The 12082-nt window shown below is 65.6% G+C and carries 14 protein-coding genes; 4 read left to right on the top strand and 10 right to left on the bottom strand.

Annotated elements, in window-relative coordinates; genetic code table 11:
- Window positions 1–79 precede the first annotated feature (79 nt).
- The 3 genes from RBH20_RS11655 to RBH20_RS11645 all read left to right on the top strand — a co-directional run bounded on the left by RBH20_RS11655 (window position 80) and on the right by RBH20_RS11645 (window position 3076).
- Window positions 80–1684: a cryptochrome/deoxyribodipyrimidine photo-lyase family protein gene (locus tag RBH20_RS11655; protein WP_306708725.1), complete on the top strand. Its 1605-nt coding sequence runs from the start codon at window positions 80–82 to the stop codon at window positions 1682–1684.
- Between the two features lie 67 nt (window positions 1685–1751).
- Window positions 1752–2555: a winged helix-turn-helix domain-containing protein gene (locus RBH20_RS11650; protein WP_306708723.1), complete on the top strand. Its 804-nt coding sequence runs from the start codon at window positions 1752–1754 to the stop codon at window positions 2553–2555.
- A gap of 287 nt (window positions 2556–2842) precedes the next feature.
- Window positions 2843–3076, top strand: a complete 234-nt coding sequence (locus RBH20_RS11645; protein WP_004515058.1) for an HTH domain-containing protein — start codon at window positions 2843–2845, stop codon at window positions 3074–3076.
- A 206-nt stretch (window positions 3077–3282) separates the two neighbouring features.
- Here RBH20_RS11645 and RBH20_RS11640 read toward each other — a convergent pair whose 3' ends face one another.
- From RBH20_RS11640 to RBH20_RS11630, 3 genes are all read right to left on the bottom strand, one after another.
- Entirely contained in the window at window positions 3283–3837 is a 555-nt protein-coding gene (locus tag RBH20_RS11640; RefSeq protein ID WP_306708717.1) for a hypothetical protein, read from the bottom strand.
- The gene (locus RBH20_RS11635) at window positions 3834–4601 is read right to left on the bottom strand and encodes a P-loop NTPase (protein ID WP_306708716.1); all 768 of its coding nucleotides are present in this window, start codon (window positions 4599–4601) and stop codon (window positions 3834–3836) included. Before RBH20_RS11635 ends, RBH20_RS11640 begins: the two co-directional genes overlap by 4 nt.
- A 63-nt stretch (window positions 4602–4664) precedes the next feature.
- Window positions 4665–6140 carry a cobyric acid synthase gene (locus tag RBH20_RS11630; RefSeq protein WP_306708714.1) on the bottom strand — a complete coding sequence of 492 codons (1476 nt, stop codon included), beginning with the start codon at window positions 6138–6140 and terminating at the stop codon, window positions 4665–4667.
- 75 nt (window positions 6141–6215) lie between these two features.
- Here RBH20_RS11630 and RBH20_RS11625 point away from each other — a divergent pair, with 75 nt between their 5' ends.
- Entirely contained in the window at window positions 6216–6485 is a 270-nt protein-coding gene (locus tag RBH20_RS11625; protein ID WP_306708712.1) for a hypothetical protein, read from the top strand.
- 20 nt (window positions 6486–6505) lie between these two features.
- On the opposite strand, the gene RBH20_RS11620 is transcribed toward RBH20_RS11625, so the two are convergent.
- The 7 genes from RBH20_RS11620 to RBH20_RS11590 form a co-directional block, all read right to left on the bottom strand.
- A complete protein-coding gene (locus tag RBH20_RS11620) occupies window positions 6506–7156 on the bottom strand; it encodes a cob(I)yrinic acid a,c-diamide adenosyltransferase (RefSeq protein WP_306708711.1) in 651 nt (216 codons plus the stop codon).
- Between the two features lie 69 nt (window positions 7157–7225).
- Complete coding sequence (locus tag RBH20_RS11615; protein WP_306708709.1) at window positions 7226–7942, bottom strand: adenosylcobinamide amidohydrolase; 717 nt, start codon at window positions 7940–7942, stop codon at window positions 7226–7228.
- Window positions 7935–8993 carry a threonine-phosphate decarboxylase gene (locus RBH20_RS11610; RefSeq protein ID WP_306708707.1) on the bottom strand — a complete coding sequence of 353 codons (1059 nt, stop codon included), beginning with the start codon at window positions 8991–8993 and terminating at the stop codon, window positions 7935–7937. The genes RBH20_RS11615 and RBH20_RS11610 overlap by 8 nt, the downstream gene beginning before the upstream one ends.
- 57 nt (window positions 8994–9050) lie before the next feature.
- Window positions 9051–9590, bottom strand: a complete 540-nt coding sequence (locus tag RBH20_RS11605; protein WP_306710438.1) for an NTP transferase domain-containing protein — start codon at window positions 9588–9590, stop codon at window positions 9051–9053.
- Window positions 9590–10393 (bottom strand): adenosylcobinamide-GDP ribazoletransferase, encoded by an 804-nt coding sequence (cobS, locus tag RBH20_RS11600; protein WP_306708705.1) that lies wholly within the window; start codon window positions 10391–10393, stop codon window positions 9590–9592. Before cobS ends, RBH20_RS11605 begins: the two co-directional genes overlap by 1 nt.
- The gene (locus tag RBH20_RS11595) at window positions 10384–11307 is read right to left on the bottom strand and encodes a CobD/CbiB family cobalamin biosynthesis protein (RefSeq protein ID WP_306708703.1); all 924 of its coding nucleotides are present in this window, start codon (window positions 11305–11307) and stop codon (window positions 10384–10386) included. The genes cobS and RBH20_RS11595 overlap by 10 nt, the downstream gene beginning before the upstream one ends.
- Window positions 11301–11939, bottom strand: a complete 639-nt coding sequence (locus RBH20_RS11590; RefSeq protein WP_306708701.1) for an HAD family hydrolase — start codon at window positions 11937–11939, stop codon at window positions 11301–11303. The genes RBH20_RS11595 and RBH20_RS11590 overlap by 7 nt, the downstream gene beginning before the upstream one ends.
- Window positions 11940–12082 lie beyond the last annotated feature (143 nt).

Here is a 12082-nt window from a genome sequence, read left to right as displayed (position 1 = left end):
GATTTCTGTCTTGAGCGACGCGGCCCTGAGAGACGAAAGACAGTGGTGTCTGTGGTCCAATACTGAACTAATAGCGCGTATGGCGGGATTAGAGTCTGAAGCGACGCTGGACGCACCACGGCAAGACGCGATTCCGACGCTTGCCGACGACGAGCCCGGCACGGTCGTCTGGCACCGCGAACACCTTCGGATTCGTGACCAGGCTGCAGTAGCGAGGGCTGCAGCATCCGAGTACGTGCTCCCGCTGTTCGTGTTCGACCCGGCGTTCTACGGCACAGACGGCCTCGCCTGTGACAGCCGCATCCGGTTCCTGCACGACTGTCTGGCCGACCTCTCAGACCAGTATCACACCGCGACTGGTCGCGGGCTCACCTACGCCCATGGGGACCCGGTCGACGTACTGGGGCGGTTCCGCGAGGCCGGCTGGGATATCGTGACGATGGCCGTTCCCACGGGACGCTACGGCCGGGAACGGGACCGCCGTGTGCGAGAACAGTGTGACGTGACATTCGTCGACGGTGACGGGCTGGTTCGCGACCGGACAGAGACCCGCGAGGGGTGGCAGGACGACGTGTCGGCGTGGTTCTCCGCCGACCAGTACGACTGGGACCCGGGGACAGTTACTTCTCGAAGCTTCGATAGCGGTTTCGGCGTCGACGCGATTGAGAATCAGTACGGCCTCACGCCGTCGAAATCCGGGGTGCCTCAAGGTGGGACCGGCCCCGCCCGCGAGCGTCTGTCGGCGTTCGCCGAGCGGATCAACGACTACCCGGGAAACATTTCGGCTCCGGTGGACGCGCGCGACGGGACCAGCGGGCTCTCGCCGTATCTCGCCTTTGGCTGTCTCTCCGTGCGACAGGTCATCCAGTACATCGACGAGCACGCACCTGACGGCCGCGGGAAAGAGATGTTCGTCTCGCGGTTGTTCTGGAACAAACACTACGAGCAGAAACTCGAAGACTGGGCTGGCTGGCTCGATACGGCGGTGAATCCGGTGCTCGAGGGGTTCAACGCGGAGCAGTACGATCCCGATCTGGTGGATGCTTGGAAGCACGGACAGACTGGGTTTCCGATGGTCGACGCCTCGATGCGGTGTCTCAAACAGACGGGCTGGCTCAATTTCCGGATGCGGGCGATGTGTGCCTCAGTCTACTATCACCTGCTCCAGCAGCCTTGGCGGATCGGCGCGGACTGGTTTTACCACCATCTCATCGATGCTTCGGCAGCGATCAACTACACGCAGTGGCAGTCCCAGTGTGGGCTGGTCGGCAAACCGGCCCTTCGGCTGTACAACCCCCGCAAGCAGGTCCGCGACCAGGATCCGGACGGCGAGTTCATTCGCCAGTGGGTGCCCGAACTCGAGTCGCTCCCTGACGAGTACCTCGACCGGCCCGAGCAGACGCCAGTCCACGTACAGGCGTCCTGTGGCGTCGACATCGGCGATGATTATCCGCACCCGGTCGTCGACTATGACGCGGCCCGACAGGCGTTCCACAGGCGGTACGAGGCAGTACGTCCCGATGCGGCTGATGCCCTGCATGACCCAACGATTGCACGTCGCGCCTCGTTTTCCGGCGGTCGCGAAGCCGCTGCACGCATCGCCGCGGAACACGGGACGGATGCCTCCAACGCCCCGGAAAGCGGCGGGACTCAGGCCAGTCTCGACTCCTTCGGCGGCGAGTAGTTTCAAAACTTGCCTAGTGTTGCCAAACGCCAAAGAGGCTAAGACGGTCGCCAACCACACGTGTACAATGGTGGAGAGTCCGGACGACACCGCTTTCGAGGACTGCCAGTTCCTCACTGGGTCACCACAACGGTTCGCGGTGTTGGCCCAGCTCCGGGAGCGGCCGGCACGGCCAGCCGATTTGTGTGATACGGTGGATGCGACCCGAACGACGATCCAGCGGATACTCGCGGGCTGCGCCGAGCGTCAGTGGGTCGTCAAGCGGGACGGAAAGTATCAACTCACAGTGACTGGGCAACGAGTGTTCGACCAGTATAACACGCTTCTCAGCGAAATCGACCAGGCTCGGGCAGTCGGTCCGCTTGCCACCCATCTCGGCGCTATCGCAGCAGACCTCCCGGTGGAGCTGCTAGACCCTGATTGTCTCACGACGAGCTCCGAACAGAACCCTCTGGCCGCAATTAATCGGCTCACCGACTGGCTGGCCGAAGTTGATGGCGACGTTCGGGCAATCTCGCCGATTGTAACGTCGGTCTTCAACGACGCTGCGGTGGAACTGCTCGAAACGGGGACGCATATCGAGTTCATTATCGACCACAGCGTCCTCGAACGGTCCGCGTCCGATTTCTCGGACGCACTGGAGCGAGGTCTCGAACACGAGAACATCGACACGTACGTCCACGACACCACGCTCGATATCGGTCTCGCACTGGACCGCTCGCGAGTCTGTCTGGCGGCCTACGATGACCGGAATAACGTCCGAGCGATAGCGGAGTCTGATGCCACGGCAGTGTATCGCTGGGCTGAGACGGTGTTCGACCGATACAGAGAGCGGTCACAACCGCTTGCAACGGTCCTGTCTAACCCATAATGCGCTAGTATGGAAGGGCCGAAGGGAGCACTGGTCGCGCCCCAGCACTGGAGGTTGGGATGGCGTATCCCCGAAACAGGCTATAGACGGGAGGAGTCTATACTTATTCGCTGTAACTGTTTCGAGTACGAACACATGTTACAGGCCCTGTAATAGACCTGATTTTCCTGCCTCTGTACTCTGACGTTCGTGAACGTTTTGCGACAACAGTAGGCTGGTTTCTATACTATCACTCAGACTGAAATAATAGCCGACAGTATAAGTGTGTGGCAATCGTTGACAGAAGTATGTCTCCGCCTGGACGAGAGATCCAGTACACTGAATCGGATGTTATCGAGGTGTTCAAACATCGAAACGATTACGCGGAGCCACTCACGGCGTCGGAGGTGGCGGATAGACTCGGCTGTTCGCGCCGGACCGCGCTGAACAAACTCCACGACCTCGAATCAGAGACAGATATCACGAGCAAGAAAGTCGGGGGACGGTCGCGGGTGTGGTGGATCCCGGTCCGAGCAGACTGATATTGAGTGGTGTCGATTCCGACCGGATAGTGCCGATATCAGGGTCGATATATACCAGTACATCGCTCCAATAATCTGGAGAGGCTGTCATGACGATTCGTTTTCGAGTGAGACTGGGACCTGTTGCGACGGACACACTGAAGACCTGTAGCAAAGCAGACCGATGGCGTCAGCGGGTGTATTCGAGCTTTATCCAAGCGAGCCCTTCAGAACTCCCACTCTTGGGCGCGTTCGCGGGCCTCTGAGCGTGCCTGCTGTTTGATGGCCTCGATTTTTTCGGTATCGTCGAGGAATGCCTCGACAGCGCTCTGTTCCGTGGCTCCGTTCTCAGTTGTTGTCGCGTCGTCGTCCGCTGTCGACAGCCGCTCGTCGGGGGCCGACCGTCGCGTACTGTCGGCCAGTGCCGGGTCGCCGCCCAGCCGTTCGGCGGGCATCCCGGGCGGGACTCGCAGGTCGGCTGCCTCGTGAGCCGATTCGAGGTCGGCGGCGTCGAGCGCGTACAGCGAGACGTGATACGGGCCAGGGATGGCGAGGTCTGCAAGCGCCGGTGGGCCGCCGCGGTCCGTCCCGGTGTGGTAGGCCAGTACGGGGACACCGTCGGTAAACGTGATGACGCCCCGCCCTTTGCCGTCGAGCAGGAGTGTCTCATGAGACTCGAAGACGGCGTAGCCGGTCAGCTCCCGGTTGAGGACATCAGCGAGCGTGTCCCGCGGGTCCGTGACGACGCGTGACCTGTCGAGTCGGCCGCGGGGGAGTTTCATAGTGACTCGGGGATGACGGCGCTCTGGAACCGGTCGGCGGCATCGGCGGCTGTCCCGTTCTGTATCGTGAGAGCCTCGGCGGCCGCTTGATAGGCTGTCGCGGCCTCACATTCGGGGGCGTGGGCAAGGAGCGGCCGGCCAGCACGGCGTGCTTCCCGGGCCCGCTCGCTCTCGGGGACCGACGCGAGTGTCGGCCCGTCGAAGTACCGCTCGGTCTTCTCCGAGACCTGTTCGATAGACTCGGACTCGCGGACCTTGTTGAACAGGAGCCCGGCTACGTCCGTGTCGTAGGTCGTCGCGTACTCCTGAACCTTCAGCCCGTCCGAGATGGCGGGAATCGTCGGCTGGAGGACAACCACGATGCGGTCGGCAAGCACGATTGGCAGGACTGCGGTCCGGCTGTCCAGCGCCGGCGGCGAGTCCAGCAGGATGATGTCCGTGTCTTCTGCAAGCGTCGCAACCACGTCTCGAAGGCGATCCGGATCGGCGTGCCTGAAACCGTCCAGACTCGTTCCGCAGGGGACAACGGTCAGCCCGAACCGGTCATATGTGGCTGCCTCAACGGGTGCGTTATCGGCCAGTACGTCGTGCAGCGTCGTCTCTGCGTCAGAGAGGCCAGCGTGAAAGAGGAGGTTCGCCATGCCTGTGTCGGCGTCGACTACCGTCACGTCGTAGCGGTCGGACAGCGCCATCCCGAGGGCGACGGTGCTCGTCGTCTTGCCAGTCCCGCCCTTCCCACTGGCGACCGCGAACACTTCGACCATTGGAGAATATTGCGGACTAGCTGTATATAAATTTCTGGAATTTAATAGAGTACCAAACAGCCATCACTCGGGAAGTCCGAGTGGTCCCAGATCGACGTGGTCGGTGATGAGACCGGCCGCTCGTTCGTAGGGGTCGCCGTCGGCGCGCTCGCTTGCCACTGGAAGGTCAATACAAGCACTTCTGAACGTATTTCTCACGAAGGCATCTCTGGCCGTGTCGTTGATGAAGAGGTCGTGAAGGTACGTCCCGAGAACGCTATCGGTCGCCGCCCCGTCGCCGTCAAATGGACGGGCCGCTTCGCCAGTCAGCTTCGAATCGCCCATGTGGATCTCATAGCCTTCGACGGTCCCGCTTGCCCCAGAAAGCGGGCCGACGCCGCTGAGGGTCCGTTCGACGTGTTCGACCGTCTTCGATTCGCTGAACGCCGTCGTCACCGGGAGCAAGCCAAGCCCCTCGACGCGGTCCGTGTCGCCGGTCCCTTCGACTGCGGCGTTCGTGATCGCCTCGCCGAGCATCTGGTAGCCGCCACAGAGGCCGACGACGGGCCCGTCGAACGCCTGGAGGCGGTCACCGAATCCAGCGTCGGTAAGCGCCAGCAGGTCATCGACCGTGTTCTTACTCCCCGGCAGGACCACCGCGTCGGTGTCGTCGAGGGCGGCGTCCAGCGGGACGTACGCGACCCTGATGCCGGGTTCGCGGGCGAGCGGCTGGAGGTCGGTGAAATTCGAGATGCGCGGGAGCCGCGGGACCGCGATGGTGACGCTCTCACCGTCGGGAACACCGTCATCGTCGCCTACGACGGACCGCTCGCCGACCGGCGGCAGCGCGACGCTGTCCTCCTCGGGGAGGCCCGGGTCGTCGTAGGGAATTACGCCGAGGACGGGGACGTCGGTCCGGTCCTCGAACGCCTCGATGCCTGGCTCCAGCAGTGAGCGGTCGCCACGGAACTTCGTGATGACTGCGCCGGCCACCTGCTCGCGGATGTCGTCGGGGACGAGTTCAAGCGTCCCGACGAGCGACGCGAACACGCCGCCGCGCTCGATGTCGGCGACGAGAAGGATGTCGGCGTCGGCGAAGCGCGCCGTCTCAACGTTCGCCAGGTCGCGGTCGTGGAGATTGATTTCGGCGATGGAGCCCGCGCCCTCTGCGACAATCACGTCGCGGGACTGCGCGAGTCGGTCGTGGGCCGCGCGGACCGTGTCCAGCGCGTCACCCCAGTGCTCGTCGTAGTAGCCCCGGGCCTCGAAGTGGCCGACTGCCTCGCCGTCCAGAATGAGCTGTGATTCGCCGTCGCCCCGCGGTTTCAGCAGCACTGGATTGTGGTCGGTCGACGGCGCGACACCGGCCGCGCGGGCCTGCACGTACTGTGAGACGCCGACTTCGCCGCCCGGTGTCGCCCGGGCGTTGTTGCTCATGTTCTGAGCCTTGAACGGCGCGACCGAGACACCACGGTCGGCCAAATAGCGACAGAGTCCGGCCGCAACGGTCGACTTGCCGACGTGGCTGGCCGTCCCGGCGACCAGCAGCGTTTGAGCCATCGGGCAGTGCTGGGGCCGCCGTGAACATCAGTGATTCGGCAGAGGTTCTTTGTCCCGGCCTACCGAGTTCCCTCTGTGACAGACGAACGGCTTCAGGCGTTGCACAGACACCTCGCCGAAACCGGGGAGCGGCCGGTCGAACGAACGGCCAGCCGCTGGCTCGGGGAGGCGGAAGCCGTCGCCGCCAACATTGCTGACGGTGAACTCCCCGAAGACGTGCTGGCCGAGCGGCTGGCGACCGTCGACCACATTCTGTCACACGTCGACAGCACCGACGACGCCATCGCAGACAACCACGTTGAAGCGGCCCGCGAGATCGTCGACGATCTACTGGACGAACGGTAGCGCTGTTCGGGATACTGCGTTCAGAACTCCGTGCCCTTCCGCGCGCCCTGACCGGCGTCGATGGGGTGTTTCTCCTTGCTGACCTCGGTGATGAGGTCCGCGTGGTCAGTCAGGAACTCTGGCCGCTCGTGGCCACCCGTGAGGACGAGTTCGAGGTCGTCCGGCTTGGATTCGATAAGTCCAATCACGTCTTTGGGGTCGACGAGCCCGCGGTTCGCGGCGTAGAGAACCTCGTCGAGGACGAGCATATTGACTCCCTCCTCCGGCGGGCCGTCGGCGTCCTGTGGCGTCGAGAGGTCGGCGTCGGCGCTGGCCTGAATGATCTCTCGTGCCCGGTCGAGCGCTCCTCTCGCGCGGGCCTCGTGCTCGTCGTCCTCACTCCCGTCGAGGAAGCCGTGCCAGCCGTAGTGGCCGGCGTTCTCGTAGGAGAACCCCGGCAGGGCGGCGATAGCGTTGTACTCACCGCGCACGTCCTCGACGGTGCTGGTCCCGCCTTTCATGAACTGCAGGAGGTGGACGCGGTAGCCGTGACCGACGGCGCGGGTCGCCATCCCCAACGCCGCCGTCGTCTTGCCCTTGCCGTCGCCCCACCAGACCTGCACCAGTCCGAACTCCTCGGGCGCGCTCGGCTCGATTGGTTCGGCGGTCGGGCCGGCCGTGTTGTCGGTCATGCCCGTCTGTTCGACTGGATTCTGTTTAGCCGTTTGGACTGCGGGACTGTCGTGTGACACACTGTCCTTTCACGGCTCGAAAACCTCGGTATCCCGGTCGGTGACGACGCCGTACTCCGCGCCGTCGACGGTCGGCAGGGCGTCGCCACCGTAACGGGCGGCCAGACTCGCCCTGATAGCGTCGCGGACACAGACGCGGGTAGCGGCCCCGATTTCAGTCGCACTCCCTGCAAAGGGTGCTCGCTCGGCGCTCGGGACACAGCCGACGATGGCCGCGTCCGAGGTAGTTCCGGGGACGCCGGCTGCATCCAGCAGCGTCGCAGCCTTCGCCTCGACGGCGGTAGCGAGCAGCGTCGCAAGTGCGCCGTCGTCCAGTTCTCGGTCGACGCCGACGACGAGGTTGACCGTCCCGGGCCGCCAATCAGGGCTGTCTGCTTGGTCCGACACTGTCCTGTCGCCGTCAGCCGCTTCATCCTCTCCTGACATCGGCAGCGCAGCCGGGTTCGAGAGGCCAGCCGTCGCCAGCACCGACACCGGCCCGTTCCGGGCACAACGGGCGTGTTCCATGTGGACACCAGTGAGTAGCGCCGGGCCGACGGTGAAGCCGACCCCGGACAGCCGCTCGGCGCGGTAATCGTTGAGATCGGTCCGCTCGAACCCCTCGGGTACGGTGACATTGTAGACGGCATCGGCGTTCCTGTAGCCGCCGTCCCACGCCGTCGAGAGCCAGCGGGCTCCCTCGCGGCGAACTTGGCAGACACCGTCCCGGACGGTCGTCTCAAACATCCAGCGCATCCAGCAGCCGGTCGTTTTCTTCGGGGGCTCTGATCGCGACGCGGATGTGCGAGTCTAGCCCGCGGAACGTCCGGGCGTCTCGGAGGGCAATACCAGCCTTGCGGGCCGAACCAAGAATGTCGTCAACAGACTTGTCGGCGTCGCTGACCGACAGCAGGAGGAAGGGCGCATCAGAGGGGCTCACGCTGAAGCGGTCGTCGAGGCGCTCCCGCATCCGCGCTCGCTCGTCGGCGACGCGGGCCTTCGTCTCAGCGACGAACTCAGTTTGTCCGTAGCAGTGTGCGCCGACCGCGGCCGCGGCGGCGCTCATCGACCAGGCGCGTCGCGCGGTGGTGAGTCGGTCCCCAACGTCGCCCGTCCCGACAGCATAGCCCATCCGGATGCCAGGGAGCCCGAACAGTTTCGTCAGCGAGCGTGCGACGACGACGCCCTCACGTCCGGCCAGTGACTGCTCGTCGGTGAACCCAAGAAAGGCCTCGTCGACCAGTAGCGTCGTCCCGGCGTCGAGACAGTCATCGCCGAAGGCCCGAAGCGCCGCCGGGTCTGCTGTCTCGCCGGTCGGATTGTTCGGATTGCAGACGATGGCAAGCGCGTGATCGTCCGGGTCGGCGGCCAGCAGTTCGTCGTGTGGGACAAACGCCGGCTTCCCGCCCTGAAGTCGGACTTCGCGGGCGTACTCGCCGAAGCTAGGATACGGGACGAGGACGCTATCACCCGCCCGGACTGTCGTCTGGATCGCCAGACGGATAGCTTCAAGACCACCGGCCGTGGGTATCACCTGCGCTGGCTTGCAGTCGACAAAGGACGCCGCGGCCTCGCGGAACTTGGGGTAGTTGTCGGCTGGATACGAGCGGGCTGCGTCGAACGCCTCCCGGTACGTCTCCGCGGCGTCCGGCGGAACCCGGGGGTTCGTGTTCGCGCTGAAATCCAGTAGGTCCGGGTCGTCGCTACTGCCGTGTGGCACGCGCCCGTCCGGGCCGATGGCGTCCCCGGGTCCATCGCCGCCACTCGCCCGCACGCCCTCGACCGAATCAGGGTCCATTGACAGGGGCTACGGTGGGCGGTATGGAGAAAGTTTCGCGGTGTCCACTGTCTGTGGTTACAGCCACTGTTCTGCTACGCGCGCATCAGCGAGCGTGTTGACGTTGACTGCTACGCGTCGGTCACGTGTACGCCAAGCGTCGTCAGGGCCGTTGCCGACGACGTTGACGCCTGTCGGGGCGACTTCTCGGTCGTCGCGTTCGAACGTCGTGTCGTCGCTGACGCCAAGTTCGTGCTTCAGCGAGGCCGGGACCAGAACTGACAGCGAGCCCCCGCTATGCTCGTCGAGCACGCGGTTGACTATCTCGCCGTCAAGTAGCGGCAGGTCCGCCGCAACGGTCAGAACCGGCTGGGAGAGTCTGTCATCGTTCAGCGCCGCGTCGAGGTCCGCGACGTACCCCTCGCCCGGCGTCTCAATGCACGGACCGTCCAGATGTGACTGCGTTTCCGGTGCGTTGGGCGACGTTGCAGCTATAGTTCTCTCGATGGAACTATTTTTGAGTGCACCGACGACACGGTCGACCATCGGGACGCCGCCGATTCGAAAGAGCGGTTTCTCAACCTCGGTATCGAGCCGCGTCCCGCGCCCGCCACACATCACGAGAGCGTCCACGTGAGCACCCCCCAGTCGACGAACGACCACGACCAGACACTACCGAACAGCGACCACGCGGCGACGCCGACGTGGAGCGCAGCGGCGCGTGCGAGTTCGTTGGTCGCGCCGAAGGCGTCGCCGCTAACGCCGCCCAGTCGGCGGTCGGCCCAGCCCGAGATGCCAAGCGCCAGCAGCGGGCCGGTGAGAACTGCGACCGTGGCTGCGGGAACGGCGACAACAGCCGCCGGAAGCGCGGCAGCGAGTGAGCTGACGAGGTGGCCCGGGCCGTTGCCGTTGATAACCGTCGCGCCGAACCCTTCGTGGCTCGGGCGGCCGACGCAGGCCAGCGTGGCCATGGCGAGCTTCGCTCCCACCTCGGCGGCGAGGACCAGCGACACGGCGACCAGCGGTGGGAGTCGGGCGACGGCCAGCGCGGCTAGCGCCAGCGCGAGGAGGACAGTCCCTAGCGCGAGGACGGCCCCGACGCCGATAGTCGTGTCCTGCATCACATCGCGGCGCTTTTCGGGGTCGCCGTGGACGACGGCGGCGTCCCCGAGGTCAGCGAGGCCGTCGGCGTGGTTGACACCGGTGACGAGGACGACGCCGCCGAGGTACGCCGCGGCGACGACCGGGGCTGGGAGCAGGCCGACGGCGAGAAACGGAACCGCGACGAGACCACCGACGACGTAGCCGGCCAGCGGGAACGCCGCCGGCGTCCCAACGAAGGCCTCCCACGCCTGTTCGCTGTGGCCGACCGGGAGCCGCGAGAGGAACCCGATCGCACCCCGGACCGCAGTCAGAACCACGCGACCACCCCAAGGCCGGTCAGCAAGTACGCCAGCACCCCGGCGACACCGACCCGCGTCACACTGCGCTGGGCCGTCGCCACGTCAGGGAGGCCTCCCGCAGGGTTCAAGACGTACACGCCAGGCTTTTCGAGTCGAACGTCGAGCGCCGCGGCGGCCGTCCCCATCGGCCACCCGGAGTTCGGCGACGGGACGCCGTCCAGCCAGGACCGAGCGCGGGCCACTGATTGAGGCGACCCGCAGGCGATGGCGAGCAGGAGCGCGCTCACCCGTGCTGGGAGCCACATCACGGCGTCGTCGAGCCGGGCCGCAGGCGTCCCGACGCGCTTCGAGCGGTAGCCCAGCATCGAATCCATCGTGTTGACGGCCTTGACCCACGTCGCCGTCCCGGCAGCGACGGGCAGCGGTGGCTGGCCGACGCTCGCGGCGAGGAGCCCGCCTATGACGAACGCGGCTAGCGACGCGACGAGCCCGTCAGCGAGGTTCTCAGACGCGCTCTCGACGGCGGCGCTCCGGACCTCGCCCGCAGACAGCGCGCCGGCGTCCCGGCCAGCGAGTGCGAGTAGCCCGTCCCGAGCAGCAGGGAGGTCGGCGTCGCTGTCAGCGATGACACCCCGTGCAGTCGAAAGAAGACTGCGGAGGCTCGTGGTCAGGAACAGCGCGAGGCCGGCGAGCGTGACGGCGGCGAGGGGCGCGATACTGGCGGCGAGTGCGACGCCGCCACCGACGACAACAGCAACGCCGAGCGGCAACAGGGTCGCGGCGAGCGTTCCGACCGCGAGCGGGTGGTCCCACTCGCGGTCGACCGTCCCGACGAGCCGTCCGAACCACGCAACGGGATGCAAGCGGGTCGGCGGCTCACCGATTGCGAGTTCCAGTCCGCTGGCGACGGCCACCGCCAGCGCGCTCAGCATAGCGTCCCCTCCCGGAGTTGCTCGGCTATCGCCGGTAGCGAATGTTCGTCCAGCAGTATCGACCGTGCGCCAGCGCGACCCGCGCCGCCGTCCGTCCGGGCGTCGTCACCGACGTGGACGAGGTCGGCAAGCGCCACGTCGAGTGCGTCGGCGGTCGACTCGAAGATATTTGGATTGGGTTTCCGCCAGCCGCAGTCGACGCTGGTGACGACGGCGTCGAAGGAGTGGTCGCTCCGGGCTTCGATGGTTGCTCGTTCCAGCGTTCGCTCGACCAGCCCCGGGACGCTGCAGTTCGAACAGATAGCGACCGGGCCTCGCTGTGCTGCGGCGTCCAGCACGTCGATGGCCCCGTCGCGGACCGTGACCGGGCTGTCGAACGCGTCGAGGACGGCCTCGGTCGCCGTCTCCTCCGTGACCTCGATTCCGCGGCTGGCAAGCGCCATCCGAACGTGCTCGTCCAGCGGCGCTTCCCGGCCACGGTCATACTCGCGATGGGCCGAGCGGTAAGCGTCCTCCCAGTCGTCGGGCAACCGAACGGACCGCGCCGCAAGCGACTCCGCGACGGCGTCCCACGGCTCCGATGGCCGGTCTGCCGTGACGAGTGTCCCGAACAGGTCGAACGAGAGTGCCACACCTGTGTGGTTAGTGCAAGCTCACTTGAACTGTGGGGGTAGGGCAGAAACGGTTGCGGGAGGCGGTGTTGCTGTCTGGGGGTTCTGGGCTGGTGTGACCCACATCTCAGGCGAACCCAGCTATAGAGCGGGAGCCGCGACGG

The sequence above is a fragment of the Haloarcula sp. H-GB4 genome, from assembly GCF_030848575.1.
GTDB lineage: Archaea > Halobacteriota > Halobacteria > Halobacteriales > Haloarculaceae > Haloarcula.
Note: the sequence above shows the minus strand (reverse complement) of the source record. Positions and strands in the feature narration are given on the sequence as shown.